This is a genomic window from Cytobacillus praedii (assembly GCF_001439605.1).
GTDB classification, from domain to species: Bacteria; Bacillota; Bacilli; order Bacillales; family Cytobacillaceae; genus Cytobacillus; species Cytobacillus praedii.
Genome location: NZ_LMBX01000028.1, coordinates 28607 through 50400, shown reverse-complemented (window position 1 = coordinate 50400; position 21794 = coordinate 28607). Strand labels below are relative to the sequence as shown.

The window sequence follows — 21794 nt, the reverse complement described above, 5'->3', positions numbered from 1 at the left end:
ATTTGCTAATAAGTCCTTCCTTTTTGGGATTCGACAATTTTAAGCAGATCCATTAAATCATTAATAACGAAATCCGCTTCAGCATGTCCCCAGTAAATGTCCTTTTTCCATACTGCTGACATTCCAAATTTTTTAGAGCCGAGCACATCATTTTCTGGATGGTCACCCACGTACATACTTTCATAGGCTGCGGCATCCAATTTACTTAATGCCCTCTTAAATATTTCAGGATTCGGCTTTTTTATTCCTTCCCTTTCAGAAATAAGAATGGTATCAAAATAGTTTTCAATCCCTAAAGCCTTTATATTATCCATTTGAAATTTCCCTTTTCCATTCGTTATGATCCCTAAGAGGATTGATCTATCCTTTAAACTTTCTAACATGTTTATGAGATTAGGGAAAGGAACACAGCAGTTGCTAAATTCATTTATATAGTCCTGATGCAAGCTCTCTCGGGATATTCCGCTAATATTTAATTCAATGATCAATTGTTGATATACTAGATCCTTTCCAACATATCCTCGTTGATCTAATTCTATAAACCTTGAAGTATACTTCTCTATTGGAATATGCCCTAAATATTGATATAACCGCTCGTATTGTGCTTCTAAAAAATATTTTAACGATGCATCTCGATTTAACAGCGTTCCATCTAAATCAAATAAAACCGCTTTAATCATTTCTCTTTCCCGCTTTCATTAGATCACAAATAGTGTATGAACTATAATTGAAATTTTTCTTTAATGATATAGGCAGCCTCCGCTGAACCAATGGCCGTATTATTTATTTTTATATAATTTTCTCTTGTTATTTCTCCCTCAACTGAATTTAATCGGTACTTTTCCATAGTGGAGATTAAATCTTGTTCAGACCACTCAATATCTCTTTTTGAAGGTTTATGCTCCAGTCTGTTTGGACTTTTGTTGCGTTCCAATCTTTTTCCTACTTCTGCTTCAAGTTCTACAAAATAAACAATCCCTCCATTTGATTCAAAAAGTTTACAGATTTTATCAATATAATCCCAGTCCGATTGCAAATCAAATGCCCAAACATAGGTAAAAATTAATCCGTATAACTTGCTCTTGGACACTTCCTCAAATATTTCTTGGCGGAATAGGCTTACTAATCGATTCCCTTCTTTCGTTCCGTATGGAAAAAATTGATTAACTAATTCAATAGTCATATGATTATGAAACAGTTTCAATTCAGTAATTTTTTCTAATTCTTGTCCTACAGTCATTTTCCCAACTGCCTGCGGGCCAAATATCAGCACAAATTTCATAATATCCTCCTTGTTTACATTTTTAATAAACGAAAATAAGACTGCCATCTGACAGCCTTATAATTCCTACTAATTTATTACTTTGGCATATACACAAGTATCTCTTAATTCATTCGATTCAGCAGACAATCCCTCGTTTTTTAGGATTCCTTCCAAAACAAAGCCTAATTTTTCCGGAATTGCACGGCTTTTCTTATTTGTTGATTCACAGCGTATTTCTATTCTTCGAGCCTTTAGCTCGTTTACCGCAAAGTCTGTAATGCCTTGAACCGCCTCTGTCATATATCCTTTGCCGCTATGTCTTGTATCAATCCAGTAGCCTATTTCAAATTTCGGAATCGACCAATTGATTCTATGTAACCCAGAGGAAGCGATAAATTCTCCTGTTTCCTTTAAGAAAACCAGCAATCTTAAGTCATCTCTTTTTAAAAAGTTAATATATGATTCTCTAATATTAACTTCTACATCCGCTTCCGACTGTTCTTTCTGTGCAAACGGCATCCAGGGCTTCAACTCAGGTATTGAAGCTTTAATAGAATCATAAACCGCCTTTCCATCTCCTGGTCTAGGCATTCGTATAATTAGTCTTTCTGTTTCAAACTCCTCAGGAAAGTTAAATAGTAATGGATTCATAGCCCTCATCCTTTAGCGTTTTATATAGTTATAACGAATTCATTCTAATCGTACAAGTAATTTCGTAAAAATTATAAATATTTAAAATGGATTGCGACAATTTTTATCCAAAAATCGATATATCCTTAATTTCGTAGATATATTCGTCAATTTCGTAGATATAATTTATTTTTCGCAGATAAATGGACTATTTTCGCAGATAAATCATTATATGCTCAATATCTCTATACACAATTCATTACCGTATCCCCAAATGCGCGAATATCTGCTGAATAATCATATCCAGGAGGGGAACCAAAGCTATTAAACATGCGAACAGCAACAATATTGTGCTTAGGAATTACTAATACCGCTACACTTGTATAGCCAAGTATTTGAAAAGAACCTTTAGGCACTAGTTCTCCTATTTCCGTCATCTTTGCAGGCAGATCTTTCACAAACCACAGAAAGCCGTTTTGGGGAAGATCCTTATTTATTAATTCAGGACTTTGCAGAGAGGTAGCCAGCTGAATGATCTCCTTCGCTACGACTTGCTTTCCATCAATTAACCCCTGCTTTAAATGAAGATATCCCCAGTAAGCAAGCTCTCTTGTGGATACATACATGTTTTTCTTATTCCCATCCGTCCCTTTATCAGTGGACCAAAATTTGTTATCTGGGTCTCTGATCACTTCTGCTAATTTCTCGCTTTGTTCATCATGCCAGCCCGTTTCATTAAATGCTAAAGAATTGAAAACCTGTTCTTTTAGAATTTCAGCAATTGGTTTTCCTGTGGAATGGTGGATTATTTGCGTCAAGATTTCTATGCTTATTTCACGATATGCCCAACTCTGACCTGGCGGAAATTCACGAATGGTCTTTCCCTCAATTGTATGCAATCCATGGGTATGTGTTAGCAGGTGCCTAATCGTCGTTTTAGCGAAAAGTTCAGTATTTACATTAGGCAGATATTTCGTTACTTCATCATCAATTGAAGAAATGTAACCATTATGTATCGCGTATGCAGCTGCAAAACCGATATAACTTTTTCGGACAGACGCTACATGAAATTGGGAATCCTCTTGAACCGGACGTGCATCAGATGCTTTCGAGTGTTTTCCCCAGTATGCTTCTGTAACAATTTGATCATTGTGAATAACCATTACACTTGCACCGGAACAATCGACCGCGTTAGATGTATTTCTAGCATGTAATTCAACAGACTGGAATTGGTTATTTAATTTCTTTTTCAGCTTCAATCTTCATGTACCTCCTACTATATATGGGTGACTGTTACCTTATCCCAAACAGAGCTCCAGCTCTTTTTCTTCAACCTCTCCTCGTATATTAACGTAAGCTCTTTCGTTTCCTTGAAAATCGGGGTAGGTTTTACCTCCATATTTAATACATCCCTAATTCCACAAGGTGCAGTCAAAATCAAATTGTCGTCATCATCAAGCTTAACTCCTAGTGCGGTAACTGTTTCAGGAAATTTCGAAATCGCATCAACAGAAGATAGATACGGAGGAAAATTATTAATAACATGCATTCTCGCTTGGTTCTTTACTGACCAAGGGATAGCCGGCAGAAGTGAATAAAGCTCCTTTTCAAGCCTTTTTTCCTCCAATTCATCCAGATTGGTCTGATCATAGTAGATAACATCTACATCTGGTATTCTCGTTCTCTCCATAAAGCCGTGAAGCACATCCCAAATTTTCGATCTAACAAACCCCGCACAAATCCACCAATCAGGTAAATTTAATTTTTTTGCATTCCGTAAAAGCTCCATCATCCATTGGTCTTCTTCAATTATTGCAATGATATCTTCTTTACTTTTAAGCATCCTGGAAAGCTCCTTCTTTAAAGGGATATGTAACTATTTCGTCTATTCTTATGAAATTCCTTTTTACGAGATTCATATGATAAGTGAACACCCAATATAAATAGCTGTTCCCCACATGACGATTGCCGAGACTTTATTTAATACCATTAGCAATCTTTCTGATTTGTCCATCTTCCCTGTTATTCTTCCTGCAATGCCTAACCCCATAAACCATGCCCAAGAAACAAGGATGCACATGGCAGCAAATGCCGCCTTTTCGTTGCCTGCATACTTTAATGAGCTCGTACCTATTACACCGATTGTATCTAGAATCGCATGTGGATTAAGCAGTGAGACAGACATTGCAAACACCATTTGCTTTTTCGGGGTGAACGAAACAATTGCTGTCTGTTCCTTACTCTCCGGTTTACTTCTCCAAGTAACAAACCCCATATAGATTAAAAATAAAAAACCAGCAGTGAGAAGTATGGCTTTTAACCAAACGTATTCAAGAACAACAACTGACACCCCTAAAACAGCCAGGGTAATTAATAGTGTATCGCAAATAGCAGCAGTCACAATGACCGGCAGTGCTCTTCGAAACTGAGGCTGAACCGCACCTTGATTAAAAACAAATACATTCTGTACACCCAATGGCAAGATTAGCCCAAATGCTAATATGAACCCATGAAGAATTGCTTCTATCATGTATACATCCCTCACTTTCTTCATGCTCCCATTGTATAAGAATTAAATGACGTAATCTCCAACCAATTGGTTGTATTTATACCCAACCAATCAGTTTATAATAGTATAAAAAAAGAAAGTGTGATTGTATGCCGGAAGAATGGAAACTAAATAGATCATCATCAATCTCCCTTCATCAACAAATATACGAATATTTAAAAAGGAAAATAATCAATGGAGAATGGTCTGTCGGAACGAGGATTCCACCCCAACGGGAGCTAGCGCAAAAATTCCAAGTAAATCGCAGTACGATCGTTAATGCATTGGGAGAGCTTTCTGCAGATGGATTAATCGAGGCTAAAGTAGGAAAAGGCACATTAGTTGTCAATAACACTTGGAGTTTGCTTGCTGCCACTCCACCCCCTGATTGGATCAGCTATGTAAAATCAGGTGCTTATCATCCAAATATGCAAATCATCCAAGACATTAATGCGGCAGAAACAGACCCTGCTATCATTCGTCTTGGTACAGGGGAGCTTTCTCCTGAACTATTGCCAGCACAAAAAATGAAACAAATATTCCATCGTATCCCTTCGCTTTCTTTAGGATACTCGGAACCAAAGGGAAATCTATATTTACGAGAAATGATAAGTGAATACATCAAATGTAAAGGAATTAACGCCTCCCCATCGTCCATTATGATTGTATCTGGCGGACTTCAAGCGTTACACTTGATCTCTGTTGGCTTATTGCACAGGGGATCCGCTGTCCTGCTTGAAACACCTTCCTATCTAAATTCAGTTCATGTCTTCCAATCAGCAGGAATGAATTTATTTGGTATTCCCATGGATCAAGAAGGGATTCAACCTCAATCAATCGGGCGTCTAAAAAGGCAGCATAATGGAGCATTACTTTATTCCATTCCTACTTTCCACAATCCAACAGGGATAGTCATGTCTTTAAATAGACGCACGCAGCTGCTAAATGAGTGTATGAAAGAAGGAATCCCTATAATTGAAGATGATGTATATGGGGACCTATGGTTCGAAAATCCGCCACCTCACCCTTTAAAATCGATGGATGAGCAAGGGCAAATTTTATACATAGGGAGCATGTCTAAGACTCTTGGTCCAGGTCTGAGAATAGGCTGGATTGTTGGTCCGGAGCCTGTCATTGATCGTTTATCAGATATAAAAATGCAAACAGATTATGGCTCAAGCTCTTTATCTCAATTTGCGGTTGCGGAGTGGCTGTCAAGCGGGCTTTACAATGACCATTTAGCGGAGATACGAGCTGAGTTACTCGCACGGAGAGATTTTACTATAAATATACTGCATACATATTTCAAAGATATTGCCACTTGGAATGTACCTAAAGGAGGCTTTTATATTTGGCTTTCTATCAATAAACAAATTTCCATTCATCAATTGTTTAGGCAAGCGTTAAAAGAAGGGATCCTATTAAACCCTGGAAATATATATGATCGAAATAACCAGCAGCATTTACGATTATCCTATTCCTATGCTCCAATCGAACAATTAGAAAAAGGGCTCATTCGGCTGGCAGAGATAATTCAAGAGCTTATTTGATTGAGTTAGCGTTAATAATTCAAAGTCAGAGTTCATTCAGCTTCATCTGCCAAATACTATAATAGGCGTATTTTGATTTCAAAATACGCCTCCATGAATTATTAACCTACTTGTAACCAATGTTCTGGAATCCTTAAAGCAGATGGCAATTTCGTATGAACATCTCCCCTGGCCGCATTCACTTGAGCTTGAGTAAGGAAAAGACTCCCTGTGAGATTAGCCCCGCTTAAATCAGCATCCCTAAAGTCCGCACCAATTAAGTCAGCCTCTCTCATATCAGCACCTCTTAAATCTGCAGCAATTAACAAAGCTCCCCTTAAATTGGCGCCTCTAAGGTCAGCCCCTCTTAATTTTGCCGCGATCAGGTCACTTCCCCTGCCTATTTTTCTATGCTTGCTTTTATTCTTCTTTAAATTAACTTTAGCACGTACTAACTCACTCGTTCGAAGAAGCAATTCATTCACTTTCATCCTGTGGGCTGGTATGTCGAGGCTTAAGATAGATTCAGAATGTAGGTTTGTCAGAGATTCTGTTTCTTCTATAGCAGCCTGCAAATCTCTATAGATTGATTTGGCTTCTTCCTGACAAAGCGCTTCATTTAAGTAATAAAGCATTTCATGAAGCTGCTGCATGCGCGGTAGAACATCAAACATTTCTTTAGCTAAGGCTGGATGATCACGCCAGTCGTTTCCACGATAAGTCAATTGTGATACCTTCTGCCCGGCACCAAAACATTCATAGGAAACACAGCCTCGGAATCCTTTTTCCCTGAGATGATTATGGATCCCACAGCGAAAATCTGCTTTCAGGTTAGGACATGGAGTTCCCCCATCCTTATTAAAAGCAAAATCAGCAGATTTTGCATAAGGGAGAGCCACACAGCACAAACCGAAACAATCCTCACAGTTTGAACGTAAATGATCAGGAATTGTATCCTTTTTCATAAAAGCACGTACACTTCCTTTCACGCATTAATACAAGCTGCGTATCTCTACATTTTCTGGTAATCTAAATGGATTTTCTTTATTGATGCGATCATAAAACATGATGCCGTTTAAATGATCCATCTCATGCTGAATAACGATTGAACCATAGCCTTTCAATTTGTATTCAACTTCTTGTCCATTGATATCATACGCTTTTACCTTGATTCGTTCATATCTAGGTACATACCCCTTTACATCACGATCCACCGAAAGGCACCCTTCCCCTTCAGGAAGATAAATCATATTTACAGAATGACTAACAATTCTCGGGTTAATCATCATGTATTCAGCGTCTTCGTTTTTTTCATTTGTAAAAAGTGCAGCAAACATCCGCTTATCAAGACCGATTTGGTTTGCTGACAGCCCAGAGCCTGGGCGTAATTTATATTTTTTTGCGATTGAAGGATCCTGACTGTTTTTCAAATATTGAAGCATACATAATAAAGCTTCTCTATCCTCTTCTAAAAGCGGGATGTTCACTTCTTTCGTTTTTACTCGTAATACATCTGTTCCCTCTTGGACTATATCTTTCATTGTAATCATGTAATCTGAATGGAATTTACTCATATATGAACACCTCAGCAATTGTCTTATTTAAAAGATATAATAGGAATAAAAAAGATGTCCAGTATATTGGACATCTTTTTTATTCCTTGGGCCTGGTGTTCACTTTATAATTGCAAAAAATGGATTTATTTAACCTCGACATATCCCATTTCTTCAATTATTTTATTCATCTCTTCAAATGTTAATTCTGGATGTGATATTATTACACTGTATCCGAATCCATCCTCAGCCCAGTTTAGCAGTCGGAAGTCTTTTATTTCTGTTTTATCCCCTTTTAATCCGCGAATATTTATTCCCTCGCCATCAAATTCTTTATTTTCCTCTTCAATTGCGAAAATACTTAATGAGAAATATGGCAGATTGTCTTTAAAGTAAGTTAATGATAATTCCGGGTTGACGTCACTTCCACCTGACATAACAGTCATCTGCTCAATTTTTAAACCATTCTTTTCTTGTACGTATAGGAATGGCTTTTCCATTATCTCTACTGCCTTCTCTAAAGATTGCACTTCTTTCTCCTCTGTCATTGCTGAAATATCTTTCATTTCAACATCCTTTGGCAGCTCCAAAGTGAATAATGAATCCTTAAGAGTTGGATTAAATTCTATTTTCTTATATTCAACCGAGACTTGGATATCCCCACTTGCTGAAGTACTTTTTAAAACAAACCAGTTTTCTTTGTCCACCCAAATTTCCTGGTCGCCATACAATGTATTTTCATCCTTTGCTTCCGCTTTTAGATGGTACACATCCCGACCAATCATTTTTTCTTCACCAACTAGTTTAATGGAATGCGTGTCTTTAATGGCATTCAAAAGCATTTCCGCCTGTTCTTTTGGAGACATATTCATAAGTGTATTGTCTTTCATATCAATAACAAATGCCGTATTCGCAGCTTCGTCAAATGAAATCAACTCATTGCCATCATTTACTGTAATAGATTTTTCCCCTGTATCCGGCATTACCGCTTCTGTTCGGCGCTTTCCATCTTCTGAAACCCATTCCTTTAATTCCATCTTTCCTGTTCCATCATTAAACTTCATGACAGATTCACCATAGTATGCGGGCATTTTCGCATTATCTGCCAACGCATTTTGTACTACTTGCTCCGGAGAAAATTCATTCCCCTCCGTCGAACAAGCTACTAAACTAATAGACATAACAGCGGCTGCGCTGATAACCTTTAATGATTTGAAAAATTCCATCCTCTTCATTCTCCTTTATTTATTGAAGGAAGCCAGCAAATCACACATGTACCAACTTGTTTGTCTGACGCTATTTCTACTGTACCGCCATGCTTCTCAATAATTTGTTTTGTGATACTTAATCCAAGACCTGTACCTGAACCTCTATTTTTTGTACGAGCGGAATCTACCTGATAAAGAGGCTTAAAGACATTTTCTAGCTCCGTTTGTTCAATTCCCTCACCGCTATTCTGAACGATCAAATACATACCTTCTTGTTTTGTTAATAGCGGTTTAACAAACGGCATGATGGAAAGGGGAAGGTGTTTCGAATGGATCGTAGCTAGCAATATATGATCCTTGGAATCCGAATGTTTAATCGCATTACTCATTAAATTATCCACCACTCGAAGCATTTGCTTAGGATTGACAAGGTAAAGTCCTTCTACTGTACATAGTAATTCAAGTGAAATCCCCTTTTCCATGCAAAGCGGCTCATAATCTGAGATAAGCATGTCAAAAAATTCTTCTCCTTCAACTTCTATAAGATCCATTTCATACGTTGGGGTTTGAAGGAGTGTGTACATCAATAAATCATCTAGCATATGTTTCATATAGTTCGATTTATCGACAATCACTTGACTATATTCACTGATCTTCTCCTCGTTAGGAATCGTACCAACTAGTGCCTCTGCATAGGTTCGAATCGACGTAAGCGGCGTTTTTAAGTCGTGAGAAATACTTGCTATCATATATTCTTTTTCACCCTGCTCCTCTATAAGCTTTTGTTTAGCAGTAATAATTTGAAGGCGCATTTCATCAAAACTTTTTGCGAGCTCGCCAATTTCATCATTTACTTCATAAATAGGGGAAACTTCATTTCTTTCCGCGAAAGCATTCATTTGTTTCATTAGCAATCGAAGCGGCTTATTTAATTTACGATTGACAAGAAATGCAACAATAGTAAAATTAGCAACAAAGAATAGTACAAAGATGCCAATAACCAGCCAGGTTCGATCAGAAACACCCTTCACCCACTCATTACGTGCTAATTTGACCTCATAAATGCCAATAATATCTTTCCCTTGTAGAACTGGCGATCGATAGGTATACGCATAGTAATCTTTTTCAAATTCATATAAGTTTTTATAAAGCTTATCGGTGCTGGCAATTGTATCAATCTGTGTTTTTATTGGATTGGACGTATATAATAAAAAGCCCTCCTTTAAATATAGATTGATCTCTATATGCGCTCCTGTTAACTTATTAAGTTCTTCATATGTTCTGCCGAGCTGGAACATTTCTGGTGTATCTATTACCTCTATTATTTTTTGGAGCTCAACCCATTTCTCAAAATACTCTTCTACATTTTTTTCTTGATGATAAGCATTAATCCAAAGAAACAGTACGTATGCTGCAACTAGCGGGAGGATCATAACGATTAGATAGGAAACAAGCAGCCAAGTTTTTATTTTCACGACGGCACACCAATAAATCGATATCCTTTCCCCCAGATGGTTTGAATAAAATGCGGAGATTTAACTGGGTCCTTTAGTTTTTCTCGAAGAGATTTAATATGGACTGTAACAGTATGTAATCCTTCTATATCTGCCTGCTGCCATACATGTTCATAGATCTCATGCTTAGAAAATATGCGGTTGCCATTTTCAGCTAGCAAACATAGCAGCTCAAACTCTTTATTTGTTAATGGGAGCTCTTCCCCAAATAAAAATACACATTGTAAACTATAATTGATTGTTAAGCCTTGATCATAAAGAAGTTCATGTCTTTCTTCTTCTATACGGTTATAACGGAACCAGCGTCTCAAATGAGAATCAATGCGTGCCTTTAATTCTGCTAAACTAAACGGCTTGGACATATAATCATCCGCTCCGAGTCCTAACCCCTCAATTTTATCAACATCATCTTTACGCGCACTAATAATGATAATTGGTATGTCACTTTTCCAGCGTATATTGCGGCATAATGCAAATCCATCCATTTCAGGAAGCATTAAATCGACTAGCATCAAATCATACGAGCCTGACTGAAAGTCATTTAACCCCTCTAGTCCCGTTGTTGCCCACGTCACTTTATGTCCTGCTGTTATTAGCGTATCACGAATAATACGTGCAATTTCGGTATCATCTTCTACTAGTAAAATGTTTGCTTCCATCTTATTTCCTCCCAAAACAAAGATAGCATGAAAAAATGATAGGATTTAAAACTTTATAATTACTTTACTTTTATCATAGTAGAAATTAGCATCTTTTACATTCAATATAAATACCCCGTTCTATTTTAGGACGGGGTGAAAAACAAATATTTATTTTTATTTATTCCTTTATACTTTATAAATTCTCGCCTCATATGGAGCAAGCTTGATAGCCCCTGTCTCCTCATGATCCTCTACTTCAAGATTTGCCAGCATTAGATTTGGCCTTTTATAGATAATTCCTTCCACCGGGTCAACAGACACCTGCTTTTCCGATAGATTACACAAAACAAGCACCTTCTCTTGACCTAATGTACGAGTATAAGCATAAAGCGATGGATGTTCTTCTAACACTAAATCATATGCACCATACACAAATATCTCATTTGATTTACGTAAGTGAATCATCTTTTTATAATAATTCAATATAGAGTGCGGATCTTTTTTCTCGGTATTTACATTAATTTTAGTATAGTTTGGATTTACTTTGAGCCATGGGGTTCCTTTTGTAAATCCGGCATTTTCTTCAGCAGACCATTGCATGGGCGTTCGTGAATTATCTCGGCTTGTTTTCCTGATGATGTCCATTACCTGCTCAGAGGAATCTCCTTGTTCTATTCGGTGCCTATATAAATTTTTTGTAGCCACATCATTATATTCCTCTATGACTTTGTAGTTCACATTGGTCATACCCAATTCCTGTCCTTGATAAATGAATGGCGTTCCTTGCATAAAGAAATACATCGTCGCAAGTGACGTCGCACTTTCCCTCCAAAATTCTCTATCATTTCCCCAAGTAGATACACAGCGAGCCTGATCATGATTTTCTATAAATAACGCATTCCATCCGCTTTTCTCTAATGCTTTCTGCCACCTTGTTAAAACATGTTTTAGCTCCGTAATGTTGAGCTTTTTCTTCGTTTCAGCATCCCATAGACTTAAATGTTCAAACTGAAAAATCAAATTGAATTTTCCATCTGCCCAATCCACCCATTCATGAATATCCTCTGTTCCAACACCATTTGCCTCTCCAACAGTCATAATGTCATATTTCGCAAAAGTTTCTTGTTTTAATTCTTCAAGGAAGGTCATGATTCCCGGGACATTCATATACTTCTCCCATGCAGGAACAAAAGGAAGCTGATCTGGATTTGGCATATCGGCAAATGTTGTGTCTTTTTTAATATGACTGATTGCATCTACTCGGAATCCATCAATCCCTTTATCTAGCCACCATTTAATCATTTCATATAAAGCATCTCTTACATTCTTATTCTCCCAATTCAAGTCAGGCTGCTTCTTCGAAAATAAGTGTAAGTAGTATTGCTCCGTTTCTTTATCGAATTCCCAAGCGGATCCATTAAAAATACTTCCCCAATTATTCGGCTCTTTCCCGTCGATCCCATCTCTCCAAATATACCAGTCACGCTTTTCGGAACTTTTCGAAGACCTGGATTCAATAAACCAAGGGTGTTCATCACTCGTATGATTAATAACTAAATCAATTATTATCTTCATACCGCGCTGATGCACTTCTTTAAGGAGCTGATTGAAATCTTCCATCGTGCCGAACTCTTCCATGATTTCTTGATAATTGCTAATATCGTATCCATTATCATCATTCGGTGACTGATACATAGGGCAGATCCAAATGACATCGATCCCTAAATCCTGAATGTAATCTAATCTAGAAAGAAGTCCTTGCAAATCTCCAATTCCATCATCATTCGAATCTTGAAAGCTTCGTGGATACACTTGATAAGCAACTACTTCCTTCCACCAAATTTTCTCCATATTATCCCTCTTTATCTGTCTGTTGTTTATTCAACCAATCCGTTCATTCTTTTACAAGATTCTCTTTCAATTAAAGCCGTTGACACAAAATGAGACTTCACAGCCACCTCAGGATTACTAACCATTTCTAATAAAAAGTTTGCTGCTTCAAAGCCTAGTTCAAAAATTGAAATATCAACAGATGTTAAAGGCGGCTTCACATAAGCAGACAGTGCGTGGTTATTAAAACTCACGATAGAGATATCCTTAGGGACTTGAATGGAAAGCTCTTCTAAATAACGGATGATCTCATATGCAACCAAATCATCATGTGCAACGATGGCAGTTGGTGGAGCATCTAGCTTCATCAAGTCATGAACAGAGCCTTTTCCTTGTGATTTAAATACATCATCATGGATAAAATAGGCATCTGAATACGAAAGACCAGCCTCCATTAGAGCTTGATGGTATCCTTCCAAACGGTCAGATGAAACGACATAATCGAGATTCCCTCCAATAAAGGCAATCTGTTCGTGCCCTAAGCTAAATAGATAATCCACTACCTCATGTGCTATTTGCTTATTATCATTATCAATATATGTAATCTCATCCTCGTATTGATATGGGCGGCCTACCATTGTAAACGGAAAGCCAGAACGCTTTAAAAAGTTCATTGTCCGATCATTCACACGAGAGTAAAGCAGAATAATACCATCTACCTTTCTTCCTTGCACCATTGACACAACTTCTTGATAAATCTCTTCCTCTGTACCGCCTGTAGATAAATAAATTCCATATTGGCTTGAATGCGCACTTGTGCAAATCCCACGAATGACTTCAGGAAAAAAAGGATTTTGGAATGCCAGTGAAGTAGAGTGCGCCATGATTACGCCAATTGTTTTCGTGCTTTTTGCAGCTAAGTTCCTCGCTTGAAAGTTTGGATGATATGCTAAGCGCTCCATTACCTCTCTTACTTTACGCTTTGTTTGTTCACTAATTCTTGGACTATCTGCAATTACACGTGAAACGGTAGACGGGGAAACATTGGCTTCTCTCGCTACATCAATGATTGTCACAGCCATTCGAACACCCTCCTTTTTTTACATTTTACTTTACGGCTCCCTCTGACACACCTTTTATTATTTCTTTTTGGGCAAAGAAATACAGGATAATGACTGGGATGATCGCCAATGTTAACCCAGCCAAAGCTAGATGCCACTGCTTTGTATACTCTCCAAAGAAAAAGAACATCTTTAACGGAATTGTCTCCATCCCTTTCTGGTTAATAACAAGCGATGGAAGCAAGTAATCATTCCATATCCAGATCGTATTTAAAATGGCAACAGTCACTGTTATCGGCTTTAACATTGGGAAAATAATGTACCAAAAGACTTGAAATTTGTTCGCTCCATCAATGGTAGCTGCCTCATCTAATGATTTGGGAATAGAAGATAGGGCGCCATGATATAAAAAGATCGATAAGCTTGCACCAAACCCCAAATACATAAATATCAATCCGCCGCGATTGAGCATTTCAAACTTCCCAAAGATTGTCACGAGCGGAATCATGACAGATTGGAATGGAATGAGCATCGCAGCCACAAATACAAAGAAAATAATTGTACTTAGACGGCTCTTTACACGTGAAAGGGCATATGCTGCCATCGATGAAAAAATAACAATAATGACCACACTAAGCACGGTAATCAAAACTGAATTGACGAAGGTTCTTAAAAAATCCAATTCTGAAAATGCCTGCACATAGTTTTCAAATGTAACCGTACTAGGCGGCTTCAATGTATCCTCAAAAATTTCCCGTTTAGTTTTCAGCGAGTTTACGATCATTAAATAGAAGGGCGCCAGCCAAATAAGCGCTAAAAATATCCCAGCTGCCTCTAGAGGAACTAAATGCTTTTTCCGCACTACATTTCCACCTCACGTTTCTTAGAAAGATAGACTTGCAGTAAAGCAATAACTGCAACAATCAAGAAAAAGATAACCGCTTTCGCCTGTGCGTAGGCCATATCATAACGGCCGAATGCTGTATTAAAAATCTCCATCGCTACCATTTGTGTTGAATTATATGGGCCCCCACCTGTTAAAGAGAGGTTTTGATCATATAGCTTAAACGTATTCGACAAGGTCAAAAACATACTTACCGTAAACGCTGGAGCAACTAACGGAAACACAACATGGCGGAAACGCTGGAAAGCATTAGCACCATCTATTTCAGCTGCTTCGATTAATTCTTTCGAAATACCCTCTAAATAAGCAATATAAATCACCATAATATACCCGGACATTTGCCAGCTCATCAATATAACAAGTCCCCAGAACCCAGTTCCTGGCGTTGAAAGCCAGCCTTGTAAGCTTTCAATTCCCACTATGGAACCAAAGCCTGCAAATGCCTTAGTAAAAATAAACTGCCAAATGAAACCGAGAATAAGTCCGCCAATTAAATTAGGCATAAAGAAAATGGTCCTTAATGCTTTATTTGTTTTTAATTTTGCTGTAACGATTAATGCAAGTGATAGACCTATTAGATTAATCAAAATCACAGAAACAATTGAAAATTTTACCGTGAACCAAAGTGAATCCATGAAACGCTCGTCTTGGAACAATGCGATATAATTATCAAAACCTACGAATCCCTTCGTCTGAATGCCATTCCAGTCTGTGAATGAATAATAAATCCCAAGCAATAAAGGGGCGATGACAACTAGCAGTAACGCAGCTAGCACCGGCATTAAAAATAGCCAATAGGATAGATCTCGTTTACGCATTTGTTCACCTCTTCGTAAATGAAAGATTCTTTACATTTCTCAATCTCACAAAACAAAGTAGCGCAAAGGCTACTTTGTTTCTCATTCGCATGGATAATTACTGACGCGAAGACTCCCACGCCTTCTTCGTAGCATTGATCACGTCTTCCCAGCTTCCTTCATCACTTAAGTATTTCTGAATCTCAACCCCTAATTCATCCTGCCCCCATCCAGTTGGATATCCCATGAATGTCCAGCCAATCGTTTTGCCCTTTTCTGCATATTCATAAACAGCTTTTGAAAGAGGATCTGATATTTTTGAAGAATCATAGCCGTTGTACGCAGGTATAAATTTGAAATCATTTAACACTGTTTCTTTCCCTGTATCTGAAGTGTAAAGCCAATCCAGGAATTTCTTCGCCTCTTTAACAACTGCTTCATCTGCATTGCTATTTACTCCCCAATACATTGGAATCCCTACTGGAATATGATCCCCTTTGTACCCTTCTACCGGAATCGGTAATAATCCAATTCCATTACTAGCAAATTCCTCATCAATACCTGCAATGGACCCATACACCCAGTTTCCTTGTTGAATAATCGCCACTTTTTGCAAGGAGAATAACTCTTCTACTTGTTTCGAATAATCAAGGCTAACAGTCGGCTGCACTGAAAAGTCATTCTGCAGATCGAGGACCTTTTGGAACGCATCCCCATATTGAAATTCAATATTTTTTGACTCAAAAGCTTTTAATACATTGTTATCAAACTCTGGAGCAATAAACGTATTGGATAAATGCAATCCAGTTACCCATGTTTCTTTCCCTGGAAGAGCAAATACCGCTTCAAGACCTAATTCGCCTTTTTTGCTGTCCAATTCCTTAACCGCTGCCTCTAAAGAAGCAAAGTCAACAATAGTCGAAGGATCGATTCCAGCTTTTTCGAATATATTTTTGTTATATATAAATCCATAGCCTTCCTGATTATACGGAAGTCCTAGCACCTTACCATCTACTGTGACTCCATCAAGCGTTCCATCTAGTGCTGCATCAGCTGCTGCTGAATCGGATAAATCAGCTAATTTATCCTTCCAATCTTCTACATCCTGCGGCCCACCGATATTATAAATAGCTGGCTCGTTGCCAGAAGCAAACTTCGAACGAAGTGCAGCACCATAATCTTCTCCTCCGCCAACAGTCGTAATATTAATTTTCACATTCTCATTTTCTTCTTCGTACGCTTTTGCAACTGCCTCGAATTGGTCTTTAAATTCTACTTTAAATTGAAAAATATCTAATGCAACTTGTTCACTTTTCGAATTATTATCCGATTTGCCTGCTTCGTCTGAACTGCAGCCTGTCAAAAACCCAGCTAAACCGATTGAAGCTGCCAAAATTCCTGCTCGCCATTTCTTTTTCATTTTTCTCTCCCCCAAAATTTATTATTTTGTGAAAACGTTTGCGCAAATGGACAAAAAGAAGAGCAAAGCTAATGAAAGCGTTTGCGCAATGTAGATTTAAATTTATCCTATCACATCGTCTGGGCTATCACAACTAGTTTATTTAAAATTCTGTTTTTTACGATAGGGCTTATTGTACATTTAAAAAAATTCACTCTCTCGTTTGCAGAGGATTTCTTGAATTCACTTTGCTATCCTTCTTGTTTAATTAGTCGACTATAAGCATTGCTGCACCAAGCATACCTGCTTCATTGCCAAAAACAGCCCGCCTCATCTCGAATGGTTTAAGCTTTAATGGTTCTACTCTCTCAAGCAGGAGATCCCACCAATCATCTGCCGAATCTGATACTCCTCCGCCGATTACGACACATTCCATGTCCAACACCGCCTGGAGACTGGAAATAACAATAGCAAAATCAGAAAGAAAGCGTTCACGAACCGAGATTGCACTTGCTACTCCATCCACTGCTAACCGAAAAAGATGTTGCGGCATCGCAAGATCACGTGTTTCAGGATCGATGACATTCTCCTCGCGAATGAGCCTTCTCAATGCTGTGCCAGACACATATTGTTCACTGCAGCCTTTTCTGCCGCATCCGCAAAGCAGCCCATTTGGATATAAGATCATGTGGCCGACTTCTCCGGCACCTCCGTTGGCCCCATTCATTATCCGCCCATCGAAAATGAATCCGCCTCCGAGTCCTGTTCCAACCGTTAAACATGCAGCCCTCCGAAAACCTTTTCCTGCTCCTAATTGAACTTCCGCAAGAGCTGCACAGTTCGCATCATTATTGCATTCAACCCTCAGACCCGTTGCTGTTTCCAACTGGGATTTAACCGCAGTTCCCTGCCATCCTTCCAGTTCCTTTTCAAAAGTGATTACACCTGTCTCTGCATCCACCATTCCTCTTGTACCAATACCTATTCCTGAAAGATCAGGAAAATCCATTTTCATCCTAAGAATCTGTTCTTCTAAATATGGATATAGAGGAATCTTTGTAGGAATCGTCCATTCGGCCAATACTTCCCCTAACTCATTTACAATACCAAAACGGATTTTTGTTCCTCCAATATCAATACCAGCTATTTTTCCCACCTTACTGCCTCCTTCCATAAGCAAGCACAAACGCCTCATAAGGGCGAAGTTTTATTATTTCGTTTTCTATTTTACAAGTATTGTAGTTAGCTATGATAAGATTCCCTTTCCAATGCGGGACATTGCATTCCTCACAGGTTAACTGCTCCATCTGTTTAGAGAAATTGGCTGCAACGAGCCATTCTTCCTCCTTAGTTTGCCTTTTATAAACAAATAAATATGGATGGTCTGGCAATAACAATTGAAAACTTCCATTAGCAATGATGTCATGCTCTTTTCTCAAATGAATCAGTGTTTGGTACGTATAAAAAATAGAGGATTGATCTGCAATGGCTTCCTCAGCATTTATTCTAACTGTATTCGGATTCATCTGGATCCAAGGAACCCCATCTGTAAATCCTCCTTCTGCTGTCCATTGCATAGGAGTACGTGCATTATCCCGCCCTTTCGCATAAATACTTGCCATGATTTTTTCATGAGAGATTCCCAATTCCCGTTTCTCTTTATACATATTGAGCGTTTCAATATCTCGATAATCATCAATCGCATCAAACTGCACATTTGTCATGCCAAGCTCTTCTCCTTGGTAAATATATGGAGTCCCTTGGAGCATATGCAGACAAATGGCCAGCATTTTCGCAGATTCCTCCCGATACATCTGGTCATCCCCAAACCTTGAGACAACTCGCGGCTGATCATGATTATTCCAATACAGACTATTCCATCCAACATAATGCAGCTTATTCTGCCATTTCTCAAAGTTTCGCTTTAATTCTTTTAACTTTAATGGCCGAACATCCCATTTTTCAAAAGGACCACTGTCGAGGTTCATATGTTCAAAAGTGAATACCATATTCACTTCCTGATTCTCCGGATTTGTATAGATTTGTGCATCCTCAGTCGTTGCTCCAGGCATTTCCCCTACTGTTAACACATCATAATGGCGTAATACTCTTTCATTCATTTCTCGTAAGTACGTGTGAATCCTTGGTCCATTCATATAAAATGGGCTTCCATCTCCATACTTTTGATTAGGAGGAATTGCTCCATTAGGTAATTGCGAATCTTTCGAAATAAAGTTAATCACGTCCATGCGAAATCCGCCAATTCCTTTTTCCAGCCAATAGGTCATAATGTCATAGATTTCATTTCTTAGAGGTGCATGCTCCCAGTTCAAATCAGGCTGCTTTTTTGAGAATAAATGCAAATAATACGCATTCGTATTTTCATCTTTTTCCCAAGCAGACCCAGAAAAAACAGAACCCCAATTGTTCGGAGGATTGTGTTCATTCCCTGTACGCCATATGTAATAATCCCGGTAGGCTGAATTTATGGATGAGCGCGATTCAACAAACCATTCATGTTCATCAGATGTGTGATTCACAACTAAATCCATCACAATTCGAATGTTTCGGTCTTTTGCTTCTTTGATCAATTGTTCAAAATCATCCATTGTACCAAATTCTTTCATGATTGCCCGGTAATTCCGAATATCATAGCCATTGTCATCATTTGGAGAATCATAGATTGGACTCAACCATATGACATCTATCCCCAACCTTTGCAAATAATCTAATTTTGAAATAATCCCCTGCAAGTCACCAATTCCATCTCCATTAGAGTCCTTAAAACTTCGCGGATAAATTTGATACACTACACTTTTTTTCCACCACGGATCTATTGACTGGGTCAATTTCCTCCACCACCTACTAATATTCCGATGGAATTATTTTAATATTTCCACAACAATAATGCAATCGCTTGCACAAAATATATAGAAAAAGAGAGCCATAGCTGCCCTCCCTTTCTAATTACTTATTAAGCCTGTGCTGCTTCTATTACACGTTTCATTGCTTGAATTTGACCAAAATGAATGGATTCATGAAATAATGAAAAATTACTAATCTCACCGAACGTTTCCTGACCCAAAAAAGGTGTGGACAATTTTTCACTAAAGCGTTCTGCTGGAATCTCTTTCATGCGCATTAATTGATCTTTTAACTGTGCTGTAAGTTCAGAAACAGAAGGAATCTCACCCTGCCAATCTGAAGGTTTTGTGCCAGTTGCAAACAGCTCCAAATAATTCGCAGGGATACTTGCTGATTTGTGAGGATATCCAAACATAAATTGCTCTGCTGAAGTTAACACATGTCCAATATGCCATTTAATTGTATTGTTGAAGCCTTCAGGCTGAACATCTACAATCTCTTCATTTAAGCCAGCAATAGTTTTTATAAAGAAACCCCGTGTTAATTCCATATTTTTAAATAATAACTCACTCATTTTAGCAGCCTCCCTATTTTTCAATATCAATCTATATTCTATACTAAAGTTATCCAATACTTAATTAAAAAATGCTAATAAATTTCATGAATTTTCCATAAAATTCTCGTTCTACTTATTATAGAATGAACATAACAGGATGGAAAGGAAGTGAAATATGCTTATAAAAAATAGAAATGAATCGATGGAGTTAGTCATTTTAAAATTATTACATGCCAGAATGAAGTTAACAGGAAATGAACAACAGCATCACTTAAACCTAAAGAAAGGCCTTGAAGGAGAAATGAAATTTGACTCATTAATCGCCAATCTTAATAGTAAATTTCTTATATTGAATGACCTTCTTCTCGAAAGCAACAAAACTACCTTTCAAATCGATTCTTTACTCATTACACAAGATGCGATTATCCCCTTCGAAGTAAAAAATTATGAAGGCAATTACTATTACCAAGATAAGAATTTTCATATTTGTTCTACTGGAAAAGAAATTACGAATCCTCTACATCAATTGAATCGCATTGAAACACTGCTTCGCCAATTTCTTCAAAAGTACGGATTCAACCTTTCAATAAAAGGTTACCTTACCTTTGTTAACCCCGAATTCTTCTTATACAACGCACCCCAAAATGAGAAAATGATCTTCCCGCCACAATTAAATTACTTAATAAAAAACTTAAATATGAAACCATCCAACCTCAATAGCTTGCACCGCAAACTAGCCGACCTATTAATACAGGCTCATATCTCAGAATCACCTTACACCCGGCTACCTACTTATCATTATGGCCAGCTTCGGAAAGGGATAACTTGTGCAGCTTGCCAATCATTCCTTCTCATAATTAGTGAAAGAAAAGTAGTCTGTGATCAATGCGGGCATAAGGAAAATATACAGACGGCTGTCGTTCGAAGCGTAGAGGAATTCAAGCTGCTTTTCCCAGATACAAAGGTTACAACCAATACTGTTTATGATTGGTGTCAGTTGGTAAAATCTAAAAAAATAATATGGAGAATACTAAGGGAGCATTATAAAACAATCGGATATGGTCAGTGGTCCTATTATGAATAAATAGATTACTGAAGATTATTTTTGAAAATGCTTCACATTGGGTACACTATTCTATCTTTCAGCTACTTTCGGGGAATCAATGGGGTTTGTTGAATTCGTTTTTCTGGCTTTCTTGCTAGGTTTCGGGAATCCATCGGGCTTATTGGGGGCGTTTTTCTGCCCTTCCGCTAGGTTTCGGGAATCTATTGGGCCTGTTGGGATCGTTTTTCTGCACTTCTACTAGTTTTCGGGAATCCATCGGGCTTATTGGAGTCGTTTTTCTGCACTTCTGCTAGTTTTAGGGAATCAATCGGGCTTATTGAGGTCGTTTTTCTGCACTATCTATAGTTGTCGGGAATCTATTGGGCTTGTTGAGGTCGTTTTTCTTACCTTCCGCTAGGTTTCGAGAATCAATATAGGTTGTTGGGGTCG

The 21794-nt window shown here is 38.0% G+C and carries 21 protein-coding genes; 2 read left to right on the top strand and 19 right to left on the bottom strand.

Annotated elements, in window-relative coordinates:
- Positions 1-5: 5 nt before the first annotated feature.
- The 6 genes from ASU02_RS21730 to ASU02_RS21705 form a co-directional block, all read right to left on the bottom strand.
- Complete coding sequence (locus tag ASU02_RS21730; protein WP_057767524.1) at positions 6-680, bottom strand: HAD family hydrolase; 675 nt, start codon at positions 678-680, stop codon at positions 6-8.
- Positions 681-721: 41 nt separating this feature from the next.
- Positions 722-1282, bottom strand: coding sequence for a DEAD/DEAH box helicase family protein (locus ASU02_RS21725; protein WP_057767523.1), 561 nt, complete (start codon positions 1280-1282; stop codon positions 722-724).
- Positions 1283-1351: 69 nt separating this feature from the next.
- Positions 1352-1915, bottom strand: coding sequence for a GNAT family N-acetyltransferase (locus ASU02_RS21720; protein ID WP_057767522.1), 564 nt, complete (start codon positions 1913-1915; stop codon positions 1352-1354).
- 224 nt (positions 1916-2139) lie between these two features.
- The gene (locus tag ASU02_RS21715; RefSeq protein WP_057767521.1) at positions 2140-3153 is read right to left on the bottom strand and encodes a serine hydrolase domain-containing protein; all 1014 of its coding nucleotides are present in this window, start codon (positions 3151-3153) and stop codon (positions 2140-2142) included.
- A gap of 17 nt (positions 3154-3170) precedes the next feature.
- Positions 3171-3737 carry a nucleotidyltransferase family protein gene (locus ASU02_RS21710; RefSeq protein ID WP_057767520.1) on the bottom strand — a complete coding sequence of 189 codons (567 nt, stop codon included), beginning with the start codon at positions 3735-3737 and terminating at the stop codon, positions 3171-3173.
- Positions 3738-3809: 72 nt separating this feature from the next.
- Complete coding sequence (locus tag ASU02_RS21705; protein WP_057767519.1) at positions 3810-4424, bottom strand: LysE/ArgO family amino acid transporter; 615 nt, start codon at positions 4422-4424, stop codon at positions 3810-3812.
- 128 nt (positions 4425-4552) lie between these two features.
- Here ASU02_RS21705 and ASU02_RS21700 point away from each other — a divergent pair, with 128 nt between their 5' ends.
- Entirely contained in the window at positions 4553-5992 is a 1440-nt protein-coding gene (locus tag ASU02_RS21700) for an aminotransferase-like domain-containing protein (RefSeq protein WP_057767518.1), read from the top strand.
- A gap of 101 nt (positions 5993-6093) precedes the next feature.
- Here the strand turns inward: ASU02_RS21700 and ASU02_RS21695 are convergent, their stop codons facing one another.
- The 13 genes from ASU02_RS21695 to ASU02_RS21635 all read right to left on the bottom strand — a co-directional run bounded on the left by ASU02_RS21695 (position 6094) and on the right by ASU02_RS21635 (position 20317).
- Entirely contained in the window at positions 6094-6936 is an 843-nt protein-coding gene (locus tag ASU02_RS21695) for a pentapeptide repeat-containing protein (RefSeq protein ID WP_057767517.1), read from the bottom strand.
- Positions 6937-6963: 27 nt separating this feature from the next.
- A complete protein-coding gene (def, locus tag ASU02_RS21690; protein ID WP_057767516.1) occupies positions 6964-7545 on the bottom strand; it encodes a peptide deformylase in 582 nt (193 codons plus the stop codon).
- A gap of 125 nt (positions 7546-7670) precedes the next feature.
- Complete coding sequence (locus ASU02_RS21685) at positions 7671-8750, bottom strand: LolA family protein (RefSeq protein WP_057767515.1); 1080 nt, start codon at positions 8748-8750, stop codon at positions 7671-7673.
- A gap of 5 nt (positions 8751-8755) precedes the next feature.
- Positions 8756-10207: a sensor histidine kinase gene (locus ASU02_RS21680; RefSeq protein WP_057767514.1), complete on the bottom strand. Its 1452-nt coding sequence runs from the start codon at positions 10205-10207 to the stop codon at positions 8756-8758.
- Complete coding sequence (locus ASU02_RS21675; protein WP_057767513.1) at positions 10204-10905, bottom strand: response regulator transcription factor; 702 nt, start codon at positions 10903-10905, stop codon at positions 10204-10206. Before ASU02_RS21675 ends, ASU02_RS21680 begins: the two co-directional genes overlap by 4 nt.
- Positions 10906-11073: 168 nt before the next feature.
- Positions 11074-12738, bottom strand: a complete 1665-nt coding sequence (locus tag ASU02_RS21670; RefSeq protein WP_057767512.1) for a glycoside hydrolase family 13 protein — start codon at positions 12736-12738, stop codon at positions 11074-11076.
- A gap of 26 nt (positions 12739-12764) precedes the next feature.
- A complete protein-coding gene (locus tag ASU02_RS21665; protein WP_057767511.1) occupies positions 12765-13799 on the bottom strand; it encodes a LacI family DNA-binding transcriptional regulator in 1035 nt (344 codons plus the stop codon).
- Between the two features lie 25 nt (positions 13800-13824).
- Positions 13825-14640 (bottom strand): carbohydrate ABC transporter permease, encoded by an 816-nt coding sequence (locus ASU02_RS21660; RefSeq protein ID WP_057767510.1) that lies wholly within the window; start codon positions 14638-14640, stop codon positions 13825-13827.
- Complete coding sequence (locus ASU02_RS21655) at positions 14640-15500, bottom strand: carbohydrate ABC transporter permease (protein WP_057767509.1); 861 nt, start codon at positions 15498-15500, stop codon at positions 14640-14642. Before ASU02_RS21655 ends, ASU02_RS21660 begins: the two co-directional genes overlap by 1 nt.
- A gap of 97 nt (positions 15501-15597) precedes the next feature.
- A complete protein-coding gene (locus tag ASU02_RS21650) occupies positions 15598-16899 on the bottom strand; it encodes an ABC transporter substrate-binding protein (protein ID WP_057767508.1) in 1302 nt (433 codons plus the stop codon).
- A gap of 247 nt (positions 16900-17146) precedes the next feature.
- On the bottom strand, positions 17147-18034 hold the full coding sequence (locus ASU02_RS21645) for an ROK family protein (protein WP_057767507.1): 888 nt from the start codon (positions 18032-18034) through the stop codon (positions 17147-17149).
- Position 18035: 1 nt separating this feature from the next.
- Positions 18036-19727: a glycoside hydrolase family 13 protein gene (locus ASU02_RS21640; RefSeq protein WP_082631891.1), complete on the bottom strand. Its 1692-nt coding sequence runs from the start codon at positions 19725-19727 to the stop codon at positions 18036-18038.
- 125 nt (positions 19728-19852) lie between these two features.
- Positions 19853-20317 (bottom strand): DinB family protein, encoded by a 465-nt coding sequence (locus ASU02_RS21635; protein WP_057767506.1) that lies wholly within the window; start codon positions 20315-20317, stop codon positions 19853-19855.
- A 157-nt stretch (positions 20318-20474) separates the two neighbouring features.
- On the opposite strand from ASU02_RS21635, the gene ASU02_RS21630 reads away from it, so the two are divergent.
- Positions 20475-21383 carry a nuclease-related domain-containing protein gene (locus tag ASU02_RS21630; protein WP_057767505.1) on the top strand — a complete coding sequence of 303 codons (909 nt, stop codon included), beginning with the start codon at positions 20475-20477 and terminating at the stop codon, positions 21381-21383.
- Positions 21384-21794: the final 411 nt, after the last annotated feature.